Here is a 17,711-nt window from a genome sequence, read left to right as displayed (position 1 = left end):
TTAGGCGACCTTCAGCGACGCGCCCGCCCTCCAGCTCGCCCCGCCGGTGCGGAAGCCGGACATCAACTGCTCAAGCGTGTCGGCTTCGCGGGAAAGTGCTGCCGTCGCTGCGGAGGTCTCCTCGACCATTGCCGAATTCTGCTGCGTGCTGCTGTCGATCTGCGCGATGGCGGAGCTGATGTCGCGCAGGCCGGTCGCCTGTTCACGGGCGCCGGTGACGATCGTGGTGACATGCGAGCTGATCTCGGTGACCTCGGCAGCGATCTTGTTCAATGCCTCGCCCGCCTGATCGACGAGCGTGACGCCGCTGCGGACGTGGCCGCTCGAGGCGGTGATGAGCTGCTTGATCTCCTTGGCGGCAGTCGCAGAGCGCTGGGCGAGCTCGCGCACTTCCTGCGCCACCACCGCAAAACCCTTGCCTGCCTCGCCGGCGCGCGCAGCCTCGACCCCGGCATTCAGCGCCAGGAGATTGGTCTGGAAGGCGATCTCGTCGATGACGCCGATGATCTGGTTGATCTCGCGGGCGCTGTTTTCGATCCGGCCCATGGCATCGACGGCGCTGGTGACGATCTCGCCGGAGTGCTCCGCACCGCTGCGGGCGCGGGAGACGAGAACGCCCACCTGATCGGCCGTCGCGCTCGAATGGCGCACGGCATTCTCGACGCTCTCCAGCGCCGTGACGGTTTCCTGGATGGCTACCGCCTGCCGCTCCGTGCGGACGGAGAGGTCGCGCGCCGCATCACTGATCTGACCGGCGCCGCTGCGCACGGTCACCGTTGCATCGGTTGCCTGGGCGACGGCGCTCTGCAGGTTTTCGACCGACTGGTTGAAATGGGCGCGCAGATTGTCGAGATCGCCGGCCAGCCGCTCGCCGATGCGAACTTGCAGGTTACCGGAGGAAAGCTCGCTCAGCGCACCATGCAAGGTCTTGACGGCGAAGTCGATCGCGGCGCGCTCGTGCTGCTTTTCGGCCTCGCGCTGATGGCGCTCCTGATCCGCCATCCGATCTGCCTCGCGCGCCTTGGCGCTCATGTCGCGTTCGGCGGTCTGCGCGGCCTGAGCCGCAGCGATACCGGCATCGGCGGAAGAGAAGGAAAGCGTCACAGCCCGCGTCAGGCCGATCAATGCACCGGCCTGAAGCACGAGAACGACGGCGTGGAGGATGACGCGATCGAAACCGGAGGCGCCCGGGAAGACGGCGAGCGGCGCCAGGACATAGAGCAAGACGTGATGCAGCGCGACGACGCCGGCGTAGGCCACGACCGCCTTCCAATCGATCCAGGCCGCGCAGATCGCCAGCGACGCGAAGAAATACATGTGGATGTCGATCTGCAGTCCCGAGCCTTCGAAGGCATAGACGAGGATCGAGACGCTGACGGCATGGGCGATCGAGCTGATGATCCGGGTATTGGCGCCGGTACGGTCCTTCGCCCAGTTGGCGGTCGCCAGCGCAGCGACGAGGAACTGCGCGATCACAGGCATCGCCTGGAATTGTTCGGCGGCGACGATCTGGTGCAGCGCCGTCAGAAGCGCATTCACCCATAGCAGGCCGACGACATAGGGGCCGACCATATTGCGCAATTTCTCAAGCGAATTCATTCAACTCTCCTTTTGCAGGCAACCCACCGCCAGAGCATGGTTGAGTACGAAGAGCGCACCGGAACGTCTCAGGCGCGCGGGGAAATTATCGGCATCGGAATAGGCGATGGCGATCCAGGAAAATGCGCCCGGAGCGACGAAGGAGCCACCGGCCGTGCCGATGACATCGATGACATGACCGGCGGGCTCGCCGGGTTCGGTGACCACGACGACGAAACGCCCCGATGGCATGGCAGCCACGGAAAGGAAAAGGCAGAAAAATATGATGAAATAGATCAATATCTTTCCGCCGCTTATCTCTGCTTGATCAGAATGCATAGCAGCTTCAAACGTCATGAATTCAATATTCGAAATATATACATTCAGATTTAAGCATTTATTACCGAACATGTTCTTACGATCACGCAGAGACTATTAGAAAATACTCTTCAGAAGTTGCAGACGCGGCGATTTCGGCGAACGACTGCAACTTCTGCCCGAGCATTTGCGAAAGCGCGCGACGGCCTTGCCTTGATCCGCCGTTTCGGCCAAAACGCCGGGCATGATCACGATTACCGAAATCTCTGCCCGCATTGCCGGGCGCCTTCTCCTCGACCATGCCAGCGTGACGCTTCCGGCGGGTACCAAGGCAGGCCTTGTCGGGCGGAATGGCGCGGGCAAGTCGACGCTTTTCCGCATCATCACCGGCGATCTCGGCGCCGAGACCGGCAGCGTCTCGATCCCGAAGAATGCGCGGATCGGCCAGGTGGCGCAGGAAGCGCCGGCGACGGAGCAGTCGCTGATCGAAATCGTGCTCTCGGCCGACAAGGAGCGCGCTTCGCTTCTCAAGGAAGCGGAAACGGCGACCGATGCGCATCGCATCGCCGAGATCCAGACGCGGCTCGTCGATATCGATGCGCATTCGGCCGAAGCCCGCGCCGCCAGCATTCTCGCCGGCCTCGGCTTCAGCCAGGAAGCCCAGCTGCGGCCTGCCTCCTCCTTCTCGGGTGGCTGGCGCATGCGCGTGGCGCTCGCCTCGGTGCTGTTTGCCGAGCCTGATCTCCTGCTGCTCGACGAGCCGACCAACTATCTCGACCTCGAAGGCACGATGTGGCTCGAGGATTACGTGCGCCGCTACCCGCATACGGTCATCGTCATCAGCCACGACCGCGACATGCTGAACAACGCGGTCAATTCGATCGTCCATCTCGACCAGAAGAAGCTGACCTTCTATCGCGGCGGCTACGACCAGTTCGAGCGCCAGAAGGCCGAAGCCGACGAATTGCAGATGAAGGCGAAGGCGAAGAACGATGCGGCGCGCAAGCACCTGCAGAGCTTCATCGACCGCTTCAAGGCCAAGGCCTCCAAGGCCCGCCAGGCGCAGTCGCGCGTCAAGGCGCTGGAGCGCATGGGAACTGTTGCCGCCGTCATCGAGGATCACGTCCAACCGATCACCTTCCCCGAACCCGAGAAGCAACCGGCCTCGCCGATCGTCGCGATCCAGGGCGGCGCCGTCGGCTATGAGCCGGGCAAGCCGATCTTGAAGAACATCACGCTGCGCATCGACAATGACGACCGCATCGCCCTCCTCGGCTCCAACGGCAACGGCAAGTCGACCTTCGCGAAGTTCATTGCCGGGCGCCTGAACGCCGAGAGCGGCGACTTGCGGATCGCCTCTAATCTGAAGATCGGCTTCTTCGCCCAGCATCAGCTCGACGATCTCGTGCCAAACGAGACCCCGGTGGAGCATGTGCGCCGCCTGATGCCGACCGAACCCGAGGCCAAGGTGCGCGCCCGCGTCGCTCAGATGGGCCTTGCGACCGAAAAGATGGCGACGGCCGCCAAGGACCTTTCCGGTGGCGAGAAGGCGCGCCTGCTGATGGGCCTTGCCGCCTTCCATGCGCCGAACCTCCTGATCCTCGACGAACCGACCAACCATCTCGATATCGACAGCCGCCGGGCGCTGATCGAGGCGCTGAACGATTATGACGGCGCCGTCATCCTGATCTCGCACGACCGTCACCTGATCGAGGCGACCGTCGACCGGCTGTGGCTGGTCAATAACGGCACGGTCTCCAATTTCGACGGCGACATGGACGAGTATCGTGACCTGATCGTTTCCTCGGGCAGGAAGAAGGACGAGAAGGTCCAGAGTGCCGACGACCCGGCGAGCAAGGCCGAGCAGCGCAAGCTGAATGCCGACAAGCGCGCCTCGCTGGCGCCGCTCAAGAAAAAGATCAACGAAATCGAATCCTTGACGGGCAAGCTGGAGAAACAGATTCAGGCGCTTGATGCGGAACTTGCAGATCCGGTTCTCTACGAGAAGGCGCCGGCCAAGGCAGCCGAGAAGGCCAAGCAGCGCGGCGAAGCGGCAGCAAAACTTTCCGCTGCCGAAGAGCAATGGCTGGAGCTTTCGGCTGAATACGAAGAGGCTATGGCAGGATAGCCACAAGCGCCCGGAAAAGGCTGCGGCAGAAGGGCACAAGTTAACGGCCGGACATCCGATTTAAACCGATCGTTAACCATAATTCGAAAGGTTGTCTCAACATTCATTACTGATTTGTTGAGCCCCTTTCATGTCCCGTATCGCCCTTCTTTCGAGTGTCGTTCTCGCGCTTGCCCTTTGCGGCTGCCAGACAACCAAGCAGCCTGCCCCCGACAAGACGATCAAGACGTCTTCGATCAAGACCGAGGAGAGCACCACGGGCTTTCCCAAGCCCGCCAATCTCGCTTTCGGCGAGACGCATCATCTTGCCGGCCGGGCGCTGACCGTTTCATCGCTCAAGGATTTGAAGCTGGAGCCGAAGGAAGTCGTGCTCTCCTTCGACGACGGCCCGATCCCCGGCCGTACCGACCGGGTGCTCGCAACGCTCGACCGCTTCGGCGTCAAGGGCGCCTTCATGATGGTCGGCGAAATGGCGGCGCTGCATCCGGAACTGGCGCGGCGCGTCGCCATGGAAGGCAACACGATCGGCAGCCACACCTACAAGCACCCGAACCTGAACACCCTGTCCTTCGACATGGCGATAGCGGAGATCGCCCGCGGCGAAGCTGCCGTGACCAAGGCGACCGGCACCGACGTCAACTTCTTCCGCTTCCCCTACCTCGCCGACAGCCGCAAGCTGCGCTCGGCCGTCGCGGCGCGCGAGATGATCGTCATGGATGTCGATGTCGACACCAAGGACTATTTCAACTCCACGCCGGACCAGGTGGCCGATCGCGCCATGAACCGGCTGCGCCAGCGCGGCCGTGGTATCATCCTGATGCACGACATCCACAAGCGCACCGCCGCCATGCTGCCCGCCCTCCTCGCCCGTCTCGAAGCCGAGGGCTACAAGGTGGTGACGCTGAAGTTCAAAAAGGACGCCAAAGCCGTCGAAATGGCCTCACTCTGAAGGTGACATGACGGCTTGCCCGGCTGTAGAGTTCTGTTAAAACAGGCGCCCAATAAATCATACTTTTGAGCACACCGGAGCGAACACCCGTCATGTCCCCCATCAACCTCGCCATCGTCGGCGTCGGCAAGATCGTCCGCGACCAGCATCTTCCTTCCATCGACAAGAATGCCGATTACAAGCTCGTCGCAACAGCGAGCCGCCACGGCACGGTGGAGGGCATCCAGAGCTTCACGACGATCGAGGCGATGCTCGAAGCGGTTCCCGAGATCAACGCCGTTTCGCTCTGCATGCCGCCGCAATACCGCTATGAAGCCGCCTACAAGGCCCTTTCGGCTGGCAAGCACGTGTTTCTTGAAAAGCCGCCAGGCGCGACGCTGAGCGAAGTGGCCGATCTCGAAGCGCTGGCCGCCGCCAAGGGCGTCTCGCTGTTTGCCAGCTGGCATTCGCGCTATGCCGCGGCCGTCGAGGCAGCCAGGGATTTCCTTTCGAAGACCGAGATCAAGAAGGTTCACGTCATCTGGAAGGAAGACGTGCGCCACTGGCATCCGAACCAGGACTGGATCTGGCAGGCCGGCGGCCTCGGCGTCTTCGATCCCGGCATCAACGCCCTGTCGATCGTCACCCACATCCTGCCGCGCGCCATCTTCCTGACCGGTGCCACGCTTGAATTCCCGGAGAACCGCGACGCCCCGATCGCGGCCGACCTGCATTTCCGCGATGCCGGCGCAATGACCGTCCATGGCGAATTCGACTGGCGCCAGACCGGCAAACAGAGCTGGGACATCATCGCCGAGACGGCAGCTGGCACGATGGAACTGGCCGAAGGCGGCTCCAAGCTTTCTGTCAACGGCGAGCTGAAGTTCTCGGCACCGGAAGAAGAATATCCGTCGCTCTACCGCCGCTTCGCCGAGATCATCAAGACCGGCAAGTCCGACGTTGACCTGGCGCCGCTGCGCCACGTTGCCGATGCCTTCATGCTCGGCAAGCGCAAGTTCGTGGAAGCCTTCCACGATTGATCACAAGGACGATGCGGTGCCCGGCGCCGCATCCCCAACCTGAAGCGAGGGCGGAGATGGCCGAAGACAAACCGGAACTGACCGCCCTCCTCAAGGAAGTCGCCGAGACCCCGAAGCGCGACAACAGCGCCTACCACGCTGCCATGGCCGAAGCCCGCCAGGTCTTCGAAAAAGCCGAAGCCGCCCTCGGCGGCCCGGTGCGGCTGAAGACCAAGACGAAACTCAAGCGCAACGGCGACTACGTTGTGAAGTGGACGTTCAAGCGGGATGGCTGAACGTGCCTAGTTTGAAGGCTTAGGCCTTCTTCTCCCAGCGCCCCTCGGGCGTCTGCTGCCAATAGGTGAGGTTATGGCCCTCGCCCTTCAGCTTCTTCCATTGCGCGCGGGCGCCTTCCAGCTGTTCCGGATCGTAACCGTCGAACATGAAGACGATGCGCTCATAGGCATCGGCTTGCGGTGGTTCGGCGCCATCGACGATGAAGCGGACGGTCGCCTGGTTGGCGTTACCGCCGGTGACGGTGAGCAGAACCGGCTGATCGCCAGCCAGTTCGCTCTCGTCGGTGCCGTGCGGCAGGAAACTGTCGTCCCTATAGGTCCAGAGATGGGTGTCGAGCGCATCCCGTCTTGCCGGCTCCTTCATCTGGATGGCAACGCGCCAGCCGCGTTCGACGCTCTTGTCGACGAGCGGCGGCAACGCGTCCTCCAGCTTGGATTCCGTCAGATGGTAGAAAAGGACTTCGGTCATGCCTGCATTCCAGCCCGGGATCAGGCCTCGTAATGGTCGCGCACGAGCTGATCAAGCAGGCGCACGCCGAAACCAGAGCCCCAGGACTGGTTGATCTCGTCCTGCGGCGAGCCGAGCGCGGTGCCGGCGATATCGAGATGCGCCCAGGGCGTTTCCTGCACGAAGCGCTTCAGGAAATGCGCCGCGGTGATCGAACCGGCATAGCGGCCGCCGGTGTTCTTCATGTCGGCGAATTTCGAGTCAATCATCTTGTCGTAATCGCGGCCGAGCGGCATGCGCCAGAGCTTCTCGTTGGTGGCGAGACCGGCGGACGTCAGCTGCGCCGATAGCGTGTCGTCGTTCGAGAACAGACCGGCATGGACATTGCCGAGCGCGACCATGATGGCGCCGGTCAGCGTTGCCAGGTTGATCATGAAGCGCGGCTTGAAGCGGTCGTTGCAATACCAGAGCGCATCGCAGAGCACGAGGCGGCCTTCGGCATCGGTGTTGATGATCTCGATCGTCTGGCCGGACATCGAGGTGACGATATCGCCGGGGCGCTGCGCGTTGCCATCGGGCATGTTTTCCACAAGACCGATGATGCCGACGGCATTGACCTCCGCCTTGCGGGCGGCGAGCACATGCATGAGACCGGTCACGGCTGCGGCGCCGCCCATATCGCCCTTCATGTCTTCCATGCCGGCGGCCGGCTTGATCGAGATGCCGCCGGTATCGAAGACGACGCCCTTGCCGATGAAGGCGATCGGCCGGTCCTTCGCCTTGCCGCCCTTCCAATGCATGATAGCCAGACGCGGCGGCCGGACGGAACCCTGGGCAACACCGAGCAGCGCCCCCATGCCGAGCCGCTTCATTTCGCGTTCCGTCAGGATTTCCACTTCGACGCCGAGCTTCTCAAGCTCCTTTGCCTTGGCGGCAAATTCGACCGGGCCAAGCACATTCGGCGGCTCGTTGACGAGATCGCGGGCGAGATTGACGCCCTCGGCGACGGCTTCGGCATCGGCCAGCGCCTTCTTGGCGCCGGAGGCATCGGCAGTGACGATCGTCACCTTGGCCGACTTGCCATTCGCCTTGTCGTCCTCGTCGGATTTCTTGGTCTTGTAATTATCGAAAGCGTAGGCGCGCATCAGCATGCCGAGCGCAAAGCCGGAGGCAGCCTTAGCGTCGATCGCCGCACCCGGCGCATCGATGAAGATCGTCGCCTTGTCGGCGCCCTTGATCTTGCCGGCAGCGATACCGCCGAGCTTCAGCCAGTCATGCGCAACCAAATCCTGCGGCTTGCCGAGACCGATGACGAAGAGGCGGTCCGCGGGGGAGCCTTCGGGGGCGACGAGATCGAGCGCCGACATCGCCTTGGCGGAAAACTTCGCGATCTTGGATGCCTTGGCAATGACGCCCGCGGGGTCGGCAATTTCTGCGCCAGCCGCAAGCTCGCCGTCGCCGGCCTTCAAGAGAACGGTAAGGCCGCCGCTAATCTTGGCGGATTTCGCGAATGAAATATCAAATTTAACAGACATGTCTTCTCCTTGGGATTCGCAGCGGAATCCTCTCCGGCGGCGATCATTCCGGGTTTCATGTCCGAAAACAAGACGTGATCGCCGGGCCATGGACAAATCCGCGCCGCCGGGGCAGAAAGCCAGCGCGCCGCGGGAAGGCCAGGCCAACGGAAGACATCGACAGTGATTGCAGCCCTCAAGACCTATATTTCCGGCTGGAGAATCAGCTTTCCGCCGACCGCTGCGGATATTTTCGTCGGGCTCTTCTGCCTGTGGTGGCTGCTGCTCGTCATCTTCTACGCCTTTCCCGGGATCGATCTGGCGACCTCGCACTACTTCTTCACGCCCGCGACCTGCGACGCCACCGCGCTTGCCGGCGATGTCTGCGGCTCCTTCACGCTGGCCGGCAACTGGTTCCTCAAAAATCTCCGCGTCATCTTCTTCCGGCTGCCCTACGTGGTGGCGATCGTTCAGCTCGGCTTCCTGATCGCCTGCTACACGCAGCATGGAGCAACGTTCAACGCGGTCCGGGCACGCAATCTTAAGGTCGCGCTCGGCTCGCTGCTGATCGGCCCGGGCCTGATCGTCAATCTGATCCTGAAGGAACATTGGGGCCGCCCTCGCCCGGTTTCCGTCACCGAATTCGGCGGCATGATGGACTTCGTCCAGGCCGGATCCTTCGCGGGCAAGTGCGTCAGCAACTGTTCGTTCATCTCGGGCGAAGCGGCGAGTGCCGGCTGGCTTCTCTGTCTGCTGGTATTCATTCCGCAGCCGGCGAGAACCGGGCTTTTCCTGCCAGTTGTCGCGGTGTCGCTGCTGACACCCATGATGCGGCTCGCTTTCGGCGGCCATTTCCTTTCCGACATCATCCTCGGCTGGCTGCTCGCGGTCGTCGTCTTTGCCGGTCTCTACGCGTTCACAGATTCGTCACACCGCCCAAAAAATTCTGAAATTTGAATGAATTTTTGAGCCGGACCGGTCGCAAAAGCGAAACAAACATCGTAGATGGAATCCGCTGCGGGGCGTTTGCCCGGCGGATCGTTCAAGGGCAGGCATGAAACTTCTCGAGATCTACATATTGCGGCGCGTCGGCCAGATGTTTTTCGTAGCGCTGCTGCCAGTGCTTGCGATCATCTGGACGACTCAGGTGCTGCAGCGCGTCAATCTCGTGACCGACAGCGGGCAATCCGTCGGATCGTTCGCGATGCTGGCAACGCTGATCCTGCCGTCGATCATTCCGATCGTCCTGCCCTTCGCTCTCGTCATCGGCATCACTCAGACGCTGACGACGATGAACAACGATTCCGAACTGACCGTCATCGACGCTGCCGGGGCCAAGCGCAGCATCCTGGTGCGCCCGATCCTGCTGCTTGCGGCCGTCATCAGCGTCTTCTCCTTCTTGGTCGACAACGTCGTGGAGCCGAAGGCAAAGACTGGCGTACGCGCAATGGTCGCCGCGACCTATGCCGACCTGCTCTCGACCGTCATCGAGGAAAAGAACTTCCGCAAGATCGACGACGGCCTCTACGTTCAGATATCCGAACGTCTTGCAGGCCGCGTGCTGCGCGGGCTCTTCGTCGTCGATGAGCGCGATCCGGCTTTCGACATGATCTATTATGCGCGCGAAGGCGCGGTCGATCAAAGTGGCACATCGCTGCTCATGAAGGATGGCGAAGTTCAGAGAAAGACGCGCGACGGCAACGTCTCGATCATCCGCTTCGATTCCTATTCCTTCGACCTGTCGGACCTGACGGAAAACCGTGGCGAGGCGACGCTGCGTGCCAGCGACCGCGATCTGGCGTTCCTTTTGAACCCCGACCCGACGGATAAGGATTACATTGCGAAACCAGGCAGTTACACCGCCGAGCTGCATCGGCGCCTGACGGACTGGACGCTGCCTTTCGTCTTTGCTCTAATTTCACTTGTGATTGCCGGCGACGCACGCTCGCATCGCGAAGCGCGCCTCCACCCGATGATTTCGGCGCTCGGGATCGCCTTTGCTCTTCGCTGGGCATCTTTCTACGTCGCCAATGAGATCGATACCCGTCCAGTTTACATTATGCTCCTTTACGGCATCCCTGTTGTTGCTTCTCTGGTTTCGATTGTCCTTCTCAATTTCCACCGGCAGCTCGTTCCGACGGCAATCGGCGATCGCCTTTCAGCGATTTCGCGTTTTGTGAGCAGCCACCTCGGCCCACGCAAAAATGGAAAATCCGGAGGTGCCGCATGATCTTCGGCACGCTTGGACGTTACTTGTTCCGCCGCTACATGGTGACGACGGTCTGGTTCTTCCTCGGAATCATCAGCATCGTCTTCCTGATTGACTTCAGCGAGACTGCCACCCGAATGTCCGGCCTTCCCGGCTACACGGTTGCGAGCGGCCTGTTGATGACGGTGGTTCGTCTGCCACTTCTTTTGCAGCAGACGATCCCGTTCATCGCCCTCTTTGTTGGCATGACCGTGCTGATAGGGCTCAACCGGAAATACGAACTGGTCGTCACCCGCGCGGCAGGCATTTCCGTCTGGCAGTTCATGACGCCCTTCGTTGTCGGCGCCTTGCTGCTCGGCGCTTTGACGGTCACGGTCATCAACCCGATTGCCGCTTGGGGCCAGCGCCAGGCCGCGCTCGTCGAGACCGATTGGCGCGGCCAGGACAAGCTTGCCAACAAGGCATCGCAGATCCCGTGGATTCGTCAGATCAGCGGCCAGGACGACGTTATCATTGGCGCGCAGACGATCCTTGAGAACGGCACGCTGCTGACGGACGCGGTGCTTATCCACTTCGATTCGGATGGCCGGGTGATCCTGCGCCAGGATGCGAAGTCGGCAAAGTTGGAAGATGGTTACTGGCTTCTTAAGGATGTGACGGAGCGCCGCCCCGGCGAAGTCGTCCAGCGCAAGGATACGGTACAACTGCGTACCAATTTGAAGCAGGATTTCGTCAGGGAGCGCCTGACTCCACCTGAAACCATTGCTTTTTTTGATCTTTCTAATCGAATTGAAATTGCGAAATCCTTCGGTGTTCCGACCAAGGCGCTGGAGACGCAATTCCACTCACTGCTGTCGCAGCCGCTGCTTCTCGTAGCGATGACTCTCATTGCTGCAACAGTGTCCCTGAAATTTAGCCGGTTCAACCAATCGAGGTCCGTGATTCTGGGTGGCATCCTCTCAGGCTTCGTGCTTTATGTGCTGACCGTGCTTGTAAAAGCATTTGGAAGCAGCGGAGTTGTGCCGCCTTTCGTGGCGGCCTGGATTCCGGTAGTCGTCGCGCTGGCACTCGGCGCAACGATTCTGCTTCATCAGGAGGATGGCTAGTGGCGGCAGGCGACCGCAAGACTTTTAGTAAACAGTTGGTTGCCCTGCTCGCAGGTGCGACTCTGCTCAGCTATTCCGGCAGCATTCCAGAAGTCTTTGCACAGGAAAATCCAGCTATCCAGAAGCTGCAGCCGAAGGTCCAAGAGGGCCAGAAGCTGGTGCTTTCGGCAAACGAACTGGTCTATAACAAGGACCAGCAGATCGTTTCCGTCACGGGTGGCGTTCAGATCAATTACGCCGGCTACAAGCTGGTGGCGCAGCGCGTCGAATACAATCAGAAGACCGGCCGGATGATGGCGCTCGGCAACATCGAGATGATCAGTCCCGATGGCAACCGGATGTATTCCGACAAGCTCGACGTTACCGACGATTTTGCGAACGGCTTCATCAACGCGCTCCGTATCGAGACAGCGGACAATACGCGCATCGTCGCCGAAAGCGGTGAGCGCGTCGGCGGCACGCAGATGATCCTGAACAAGGGCGTCTATACGGCCTGCTTACCCTGCGCCGAAAACCCTGAAAAGCCGCCATTCTGGCAGGTCAAGGCCGAGCGCGTCATCCAGAACGGCGAGAAGCATACGATTCGCCTGGAGAAGGCTCGCTTCGAGCTGCTCGGCACGCCGATCGCTTACATTCCGTGGATCGAAGTCCCCGATAACACCGTGAAGCGCAAGTCGGGTTTCCTGTTCCCGACGATGAGCACGTCGCAGAATCTCGGATTTGGTCTTTCCGTTCCCTACTATTATGTATTCTCCCCGAGCATGGATGCTACGGTGACGGGTACCGGTTATACGGAGCAGGGCTTCTTGCTCGATGCCGAGTTCCGCCAACGGTTCGAAAACGGCACGCATACGCTTCGGATGGCCGGAATCAATCAGATGAACCCCGAGCGGTTCACAGCGGACACAAGCGACCAACGTGACGAACGTGGCATGATCGCGTCACAGGCCGAGTTCAAGATCAATCCGCGTTGGACCTTCGGCTGGGACGTCATGTACCAGTCCGACAACAATTTCTCGCGCACCTATGAGCTGAAGGGCTACGATCAGACGACGCACACCAATCAAGTTTACTTAACTGGATTGGGTAAGCGTAACTACTTTGATCTTCGGTCTTTCTATTTTGACGTGCAAGATGCTGACGCGACGAGCGAGTCCGAGAAGCAGCAGGCAATCGTCTATCCGGCGATGGACTACCACTATGTCGCGCCGCAGCCGCTTGCAGGTGGTGAACTGTCACTCGACGTCAATCTGACCAATATCTCGCGGACGCATGACAGCTTCTTCGACAATCCGCTTGGTGACGACAGGTTCTCGCTGAAGGGACAGACCACGCGCCTCAGCGGCGAGTTGGAATGGAAGCGAACGTTTGTGACGCCTGCGGGTGTGCTGATCACGCCGCTGCTTGCTGCGCGCGGTGATGCCTTCTCACTCAATGTCGACGACCCGAACTCGATCAGCGGGACGTCTGTCTACAATGGTGACTTCGACAACGGCGACGCAGCAACTAGAGGCATGGTGACCGCTGGCCTCGAAGTCCGTTATCCGTTCCTGATCACGACTTCGAACAGCTCGCATGTGATCGAACCGATTGCGCAGGTTTATGCGCGCCCCGACGAGCCGCTCGCAGGCGCCTTGCCGAACGAAGATGCGCAGAGCTTTGTCTTCGACGCGACCAACCTGTTCGATCGTGACAAGTTCTCTGGTTATGACCGTATCGAGGGTGGCACGCGCGCCAATATCGGCTTCCAGTACACGGGCACATTCGACAGCGGCTACAAGCTGCACGGTATCTTCGGCCAGTCCTTCCAGCTCGCCGGCGACAACTCCTTCGCAACCGCCGACCTCGTCAATGCAGGTGCCGAATCCGGTCTTGAGACGTCGCGCTCCGACTATGTCGGCCTTGGCGGCATCGAGACGCCTCAGGGCCTGGCTCTCGCAGCGTCCTACCGTCTCGACGAGAAGGACCTGTCGTTCCGCCGCGGTGATTTCACCGCAGGCTTCCAGAATGATACCTTCCAGAGCCAGCTGATATATACCCATATCAGCAAACAGCCGGACTACGGCCTCTCGGAGGATGCGGACGAAATCCAGACGAAGGCGTCGGTCAAGTTCAAAGATTACTGGTCCATCTTCGGCGGCATCGCCTGGGATCTGAATAACGACGTCATTGCCCGGAAGAGCATCGGCCTCTCCTACGAGGATGAGTGCACGATCTTCACGATCGCCTATACCGACAAGCGCGACCTGAGCGACGAGTCGGCGAGCGACTGGACGATCGGCGCCAAGTTGACGTTCCGCACACTGGGCGACATCAACGTCGGCAACTTCGACGATCCGGACAAGAAGATCTACAACAACTAAGCTTGAAGAGCGGCGGCGAAAGAAAGAGAGCCTTTCTTTCGCCGCAAGACTTTTGCAGGACATTGCCGTCAGCAATTATCTGAGGCATAGGAAAGCATCATTTCGCTGGAAATGACGTCCTGTGGTCTCGATGGAAGGAAATAGGCGCGCATAGACTGTGTCGTCTAGGGAAGGGTCGATAGATGATTGGCGCCAGAAGAACGGTTACGGCAATCCTTGCAGGCGCTGCGATGTGCATCGCGGCTGCCGCGTTTCAGCCGGCCTTTGCCGCAAGCGAGGTCAAGGCCGTTGTCAACGGCACGGCGATCACCTCCGGTGACGTTGCCAAGCGTGTGGCCTTCCTGAAGCTTCAGCATCAAAAGGCAGATGCGAAGAGTGCCCAGGAATCGCTGGTCGACGAAGCGCTGAAGCGCCAGGAAGTCGCCCGCGTGCGCATGTCTGTCTCCAAGGACGACGTCGATGCTTCCTTCGCCCGTTTTGCGCAGGGCAACAAGCTGACCGTTGCGCAATTGACCGACATTCTGACCCGCGCCGGCGTTGGCGCCGACCATTTCAAGCAGTTCATCGCCGTGCAGATGAGCTGGCCGCGCGTCGTCAACGCGCGCTTCGGCTCCGCCGGCCGCATGTCGAGCAGCGATCTCGTCTCGCGCATGATGGAGAACAACAAGCAGAAGCCGGAGACCACCGAGTATATGCTGCAACAGGTCATCTTCGTGGTGCCGCAGTCGAAGAAGGGCATTACCGCCAAGCGCAAGAGCGAAGCGGAAGCATCCCGGTCGAAGTATCCGGGCTGTGATCAGGCGAAGGTCTTTGCCGCGACCATGCGTGACGTTTCCATCCGTGATCTCGGCCGCATGCTGGCGCCGCAGCTACCGGCCGACTGGAAGCCGCTGGTCGAGCAGGCCAAGGGCAACACGACAGCAACCCGCGTGACTGACAAGGGCGTCGAGTATCTGGCGATCTGCAGCCAGCGCCAGGTTTCCGACGATACGGCCGCCGAGATGGTGTTCCGCCAGGAAGATATCGACAAGGCGAAGGCCAACAAGGAAGCGCCTAACGACGAGAATTCCAAGAAGTACCTCGACGAACTGCGCTCCAAGGCGCAGATCATCTATCGCTGATCGCCATGGCAGTCCCCTTCTCGCGGCCACTGGCGCTAACGCAGGGTGACCCGGCAGGGGTCGGCCCGGATATCACGCTGATGGCGTGGCTGCGCCGCCGCGAGCTCGGTCTCGCGCCGTTCTTCTTCATCGGCGATCCCGATGTGCTCGCCGTGCGTGCCCGTCAGCTCGATGTTACCGTGCCGATCCGCCACGCGGATGCCAACACGGCCAGCGAGATCTTTGCCGAAGCTCTGCCGGTCCTGCCGATAGCGGCCGGCGTTGAAGTCGCTGCCGGTGAACCGCATGTGGCGACGGCCGCCGGAACGATCGCCGCGATCGAGACCGCGGTCGCGCTGACCCACAAGGGCGAAGCGCTTGCGGTCGTGACGAACCCGATCGCGAAGTCGGTGCTTTACGAGGCGGGCTTCAAATTCCCTGGACATACCGAGTTTCTTGCCGATCTCGCAGCACGCGCGACGGGTAAGGCCATGACGCCGGTCATGATGCTTGCCGGGCCGAAGCTGCGAGCCATTCCCGTCACCATCCATATCCCGATCAAGGACGTGCCGCAGGCGCTGACTGGTGCCCTGATCGTCGAGACCTGCCGTATTGCCAATGCCGACCTGATCGCGCGCTTCGGGATCGCCCAGCCTCGGCTCGCCGTCGCCGGTCTCAATCCACATGCGGGCGAAAGCGGCACGATGGGCCGCGAAGACGAGGACATTATCCATCCGGCGGTGCAGCAGTTGCGCGCCGAGGGCATCGATGCCATTGGCCCCCTGCCCGCCGATACGATGTTCCATGACGAGGCCCGCGCCCGCTACGACGTCGCCGTCTGCATGTATCACGACCAGGCACTGATCCCGGCCAAGGCACTCGGCTTCGACGATTCCGTCAATGTCACGCTTGGCCTGCCCTTCGTGCGCACGTCGCCCGATCACGGCACGGCCTTCGGCATTGCCGGCAAGGGCATTGCCCGCGAGCACAGCCTCGTCGCCGCGCTGAAGCTCGGTGCCCAGCTGGGCCGCAATGCCGAGAGCCGCCGCTGATGGCTGCACTCGATGGCCTGCCGCCGCTTCGCGACGTCATCCAGCGTCACGGGCTCGACGCCCGCAAGGCGCTGGGACAGAACTTCCTCCTGGACCTCAACCTGACGCAGAAGGTTGCCCGCACTGCCGGCAGTCTTGAGAATGCGACTGTGTTCGAGGTTGGCCCGGGTCCTGGCGGCCTGACGCGTGCGATCCTGGCGCTCGGCGCCAAGAAGGTGATCGCTGTCGAGCGCGATCCGCGCTGCCTGCCGGCGCTCGCCGAGATCGCCGACCATTATCCCGGCCGTCTAGAAGTGATCGAAGGCGACGCGCTGAAGACCGATTTCGAGGCGATGGCGGCTAACGGTCCGGTCAAGATCATCGCCAACCTTCCCTATAATGTCGGCACGCAGCTTCTGGTGAACTGGCTGATGCCGAAGCAATGGCCGCCCTTCTGGGAGTCGCTGACGCTGATGTTCCAGAAGGAAGTCGGCGAGCGGATCGTCGCCGAACAGGACGACGATCACTACGGCCGCCTCGGCGTGCTCGCCGGCTGGCGGACTCAAGCGCATATGGCCTTCGACATTTCTCCGCAGGCCTTCACGCCGCCGCCGAAGGTGACGTCCACGGTCGTGCACCTGACGCCGCGTGAAAACCCGATCCCCTGCTCCGTCGCCAACCTTGAGCGGGTCACGCATGCCGCCTTCGGCCAGCGCCGCAAGATGCTGCGCCAGAGCCTGAAGCCGATCGGCGGCGAGGCGCTGCTGCAGAAGGCGGGGATCGATCCGCAGCGGCGGGCCGAGACGCTTTCGGTGGATGAGTTTTGCTTGCTGGCGAATAGTCTCTAGGGGACTTGTGCGGACATTGGGCGTGGGGCGACCAAGTCCTTAGGCGCGCGCGACTTTTCTTTTCAGGCGAAAGAGTCATTCGCCGCGCGGACGTGCGGCGGCTGGGTTCCTGTGAAGAGCACAGGAACCAGGGAAGCTCGCGGAGCCCCCCGCCCGGCCCTTAAAGAACCGGCGTTTCTTCCAGCAGCTTGGTGACGAAGTCGAAGACGCCGTGGCCGCGGTCTCGGCGGAGACGCTCGGCCTTGACGATCGACTGAACGGAGTCGAAGGCTTTCTCGAGATCGTCGTTGACGATGACATAGTCGTATTCGCGCCAGTGGCCGATTTCGGCGCGGGAATTGGCCAGCCGCTGGGCGATGACTTCTTCGGAGTCTTCGGCGCGGCGGTGCAGGCGGGATTGCAGCTCGGTCATGGTCGGGGGCAGCACGAAGATCGAGACGACGTCAGCCGACATCTTCTCCTGCAGCTGCTGGGCGCCCTGCCAGTCGATGTCGAACAGCATGTCGCGGCCTTCGCTCATCGCCTGCTCGACGGGCGCACGCGGCGTTCCGTAGAAATTGCCGTGAACCTCGGCCCACTCCAGCAGCGAATCGGAATCGCGCAGCACCTCGAATTCGCGGATGCTGACGAAGCGATAGTGGATGCCCTCGACCTCGCTCGGGCGGCGCTGGCGCGTTGTGACGCTGACCGACAGACCGATCTGGCTATCCTGCGCCAGAAGCGTGCGGGCAATCGTCGATTTTCCGGCGCCCGACGGCGACGAGATGACAAGCATCAGGCCGCGACGCGCGATCTGAATGGGCGACGTTTTCGTCGGTTGCATGG

Annotated in this window: 16 protein-coding genes; 11 read left to right on the top strand and 5 right to left on the bottom strand. The window is 61.4% G+C overall.

All coding sequences use genetic code 11. The annotated features are described in order from the left end of the window. The gene (locus tag ACEN84_RS15635; protein WP_413709199.1) at positions 1–1,599 is read right to left on the bottom strand and encodes a methyl-accepting chemotaxis protein; all 1,599 of its coding nucleotides are present in this window, start codon (positions 1,597–1,599) and stop codon (positions 1–3) included. After that, the gene (locus ACEN84_RS15630) at positions 1,600–1,935 is read right to left on the bottom strand and encodes a hypothetical protein (protein WP_413709198.1); all 336 of its coding nucleotides are present in this window, start codon (positions 1,933–1,935) and stop codon (positions 1,600–1,602) included. It lies immediately after the preceding gene. A gap of 205 nt (positions 1,936–2,140) precedes the next feature. Between ACEN84_RS15630 and ACEN84_RS15625 the strand changes: the two genes are divergently transcribed. From ACEN84_RS15625 to ACEN84_RS15610, 4 genes are all read left to right on the top strand, one after another. After that, positions 2,141–4,024 carry an ABC-F family ATP-binding cassette domain-containing protein gene (locus ACEN84_RS15625; RefSeq protein ID WP_413709197.1) on the top strand — a complete coding sequence of 628 codons (1,884 nt, stop codon included), beginning with the start codon at positions 2,141–2,143 and terminating at the stop codon, positions 4,022–4,024. Positions 4,025–4,154: 130 nt separating this feature from the next. After that, positions 4,155–4,973 carry a polysaccharide deacetylase family protein gene (locus ACEN84_RS15620; RefSeq protein ID WP_413709196.1) on the top strand — a complete coding sequence of 273 codons (819 nt, stop codon included), beginning with the start codon at positions 4,155–4,157 and terminating at the stop codon, positions 4,971–4,973. A 92-nt stretch (positions 4,974–5,065) separates the two neighbouring features. Continuing rightward, positions 5,066–5,992, top strand: a complete 927-nt coding sequence (locus ACEN84_RS15615) for a Gfo/Idh/MocA family protein (protein ID WP_413709195.1) — start codon at positions 5,066–5,068, stop codon at positions 5,990–5,992. A 56-nt stretch (positions 5,993–6,048) separates the two neighbouring features. Beyond that, positions 6,049–6,267 (top strand): hypothetical protein, encoded by a 219-nt coding sequence (locus ACEN84_RS15610; RefSeq protein WP_413709194.1) that lies wholly within the window; start codon positions 6,049–6,051, stop codon positions 6,265–6,267. A gap of 19 nt (positions 6,268–6,286) precedes the next feature. Here the strand turns inward: ACEN84_RS15610 and ACEN84_RS15605 are convergent, their stop codons facing one another. Both ACEN84_RS15605 and ACEN84_RS15600 read right to left on the bottom strand, forming a co-directional pair. Beyond that, positions 6,287–6,736, bottom strand: coding sequence for a DNA polymerase III subunit chi (locus ACEN84_RS15605; protein ID WP_413709193.1), 450 nt, complete (start codon positions 6,734–6,736; stop codon positions 6,287–6,289). 20 nt (positions 6,737–6,756) lie between these two features. Further along, on the bottom strand, positions 6,757–8,250 hold the full coding sequence (locus ACEN84_RS15600) for a leucyl aminopeptidase (protein ID WP_112718816.1): 1,494 nt from the start codon (positions 8,248–8,250) through the stop codon (positions 6,757–6,759). 186 nt (positions 8,251–8,436) lie between these two features. On the opposite strand from ACEN84_RS15600, the gene ACEN84_RS15595 reads away from it, so the two are divergent. From ACEN84_RS15595 to rsmA, 7 genes are all read left to right on the top strand, one after another. Further along, positions 8,437–9,186 carry a phosphatase PAP2 family protein gene (locus ACEN84_RS15595; RefSeq protein WP_413711314.1) on the top strand — a complete coding sequence of 250 codons (750 nt, stop codon included), beginning with the start codon at positions 8,437–8,439 and terminating at the stop codon, positions 9,184–9,186. 97 nt (positions 9,187–9,283) lie between these two features. Beyond that, entirely contained in the window at positions 9,284–10,459 is a 1,176-nt protein-coding gene (locus tag ACEN84_RS15590) for an LptF/LptG family permease (protein ID WP_413709192.1), read from the top strand. Continuing rightward, on the top strand, positions 10,456–11,544 hold the full coding sequence (gene lptG / locus ACEN84_RS15585; protein WP_413709191.1) for an LPS export ABC transporter permease LptG: 1,089 nt from the start codon (positions 10,456–10,458) through the stop codon (positions 11,542–11,544). Before ACEN84_RS15590 ends, lptG begins: the two co-directional genes overlap by 4 nt. After that, positions 11,544–13,907, top strand: a complete 2,364-nt coding sequence (locus tag ACEN84_RS15580; protein ID WP_413709190.1) for an LPS-assembly protein LptD — start codon at positions 11,544–11,546, stop codon at positions 13,905–13,907. The genes lptG and ACEN84_RS15580 overlap by 1 nt, the downstream gene beginning before the upstream one ends. Before the next feature lie 182 nt (positions 13,908–14,089). Next, positions 14,090–15,028: a peptidylprolyl isomerase gene (locus ACEN84_RS15575; protein WP_413709189.1), complete on the top strand. Its 939-nt coding sequence runs from the start codon at positions 14,090–14,092 to the stop codon at positions 15,026–15,028. A gap of 5 nt (positions 15,029–15,033) precedes the next feature. Beyond that, positions 15,034–16,059: a 4-hydroxythreonine-4-phosphate dehydrogenase PdxA gene (gene pdxA / locus ACEN84_RS15570; protein WP_413709188.1), complete on the top strand. Its 1,026-nt coding sequence runs from the start codon at positions 15,034–15,036 to the stop codon at positions 16,057–16,059. Next, positions 16,059–16,886: a 16S rRNA (adenine(1518)-N(6)/adenine(1519)-N(6))-dimethyltransferase RsmA gene (gene rsmA / locus ACEN84_RS15565; RefSeq protein ID WP_413709187.1), complete on the top strand. Its 828-nt coding sequence runs from the start codon at positions 16,059–16,061 to the stop codon at positions 16,884–16,886. The genes pdxA and rsmA overlap by 1 nt, the downstream gene beginning before the upstream one ends. A gap of 160 nt (positions 16,887–17,046) precedes the next feature. Here rsmA and gmk read toward each other — a convergent pair whose 3' ends face one another. Then, complete coding sequence (gene gmk / locus ACEN84_RS15560; protein ID WP_112719525.1) at positions 17,047–17,709, bottom strand: guanylate kinase; 663 nt, start codon at positions 17,707–17,709, stop codon at positions 17,047–17,049. Between the last annotated feature and the right edge of the window lie 2 nt (positions 17,710–17,711).

This window comes from Rhizobium sp. Rhizsp82 (assembly GCF_047325115.1).
Lineage (GTDB): Bacteria > Pseudomonadota > Alphaproteobacteria > Rhizobiales > Rhizobiaceae > Rhizobium.
This window is presented reverse-complemented; position numbering and strand designations above follow the sequence as displayed.

What these genes read in the sequence shown, in the direction of transcription:
- ACEN84_RS15635 (WP_413709199.1), bottom strand. Translation starts at nt 1,599, where the DNA reads ATGAATTCGCTTGAGAAATTGCGCAATATGGTCGGCCCCTATGTCGTC.
- ACEN84_RS15630 (WP_413709198.1), bottom strand. Translation starts at nt 1,935, where the DNA reads ATGACGTTTGAAGCTGCTATGCATTCTGATCAAGCAGAGATAAGCGGC.
- ACEN84_RS15625 (WP_413709197.1), top strand. Translation starts at nt 2,141, where the DNA reads ATGATCACGATTACCGAAATCTCTGCCCGCATTGCCGGGCGCCTTCTC.
- ACEN84_RS15620 (WP_413709196.1), top strand. Translation starts at nt 4,155, where the DNA reads ATGTCCCGTATCGCCCTTCTTTCGAGTGTCGTTCTCGCGCTTGCCCTT.
- ACEN84_RS15615 (WP_413709195.1), top strand. Translation starts at nt 5,066, where the DNA reads ATGTCCCCCATCAACCTCGCCATCGTCGGCGTCGGCAAGATCGTCCGC.
- ACEN84_RS15610 (WP_413709194.1), top strand. Translation starts at nt 6,049, where the DNA reads ATGGCCGAAGACAAACCGGAACTGACCGCCCTCCTCAAGGAAGTCGCC.
- ACEN84_RS15605 (WP_413709193.1), bottom strand. Translation starts at nt 6,736, where the DNA reads ATGACCGAAGTCCTTTTCTACCATCTGACGGAATCCAAGCTGGAGGAC.
- ACEN84_RS15600 (WP_112718816.1), bottom strand. Translation starts at nt 8,250, where the DNA reads ATGTCTGTTAAATTTGATATTTCATTCGCGAAATCCGCCAAGATTAGC.
- ACEN84_RS15590 (WP_413709192.1), top strand. Translation starts at nt 9,284, where the DNA reads ATGAAACTTCTCGAGATCTACATATTGCGGCGCGTCGGCCAGATGTTT.
- lptG (WP_413709191.1), top strand. Translation starts at nt 10,456, where the DNA reads ATGATCTTCGGCACGCTTGGACGTTACTTGTTCCGCCGCTACATGGTG.
- ACEN84_RS15575 (WP_413709189.1), top strand. Translation starts at nt 14,090, where the DNA reads ATGATTGGCGCCAGAAGAACGGTTACGGCAATCCTTGCAGGCGCTGCG.
- pdxA (WP_413709188.1), top strand. Translation starts at nt 15,034, where the DNA reads ATGGCAGTCCCCTTCTCGCGGCCACTGGCGCTAACGCAGGGTGACCCG.
- rsmA (WP_413709187.1), top strand. Translation starts at nt 16,059, where the DNA reads ATGGCTGCACTCGATGGCCTGCCGCCGCTTCGCGACGTCATCCAGCGT.
- gmk (WP_112719525.1), bottom strand. Translation starts at nt 17,709, where the DNA reads ATGCAACCGACGAAAACGTCGCCCATTCAGATCGCGCGTCGCGGCCTG.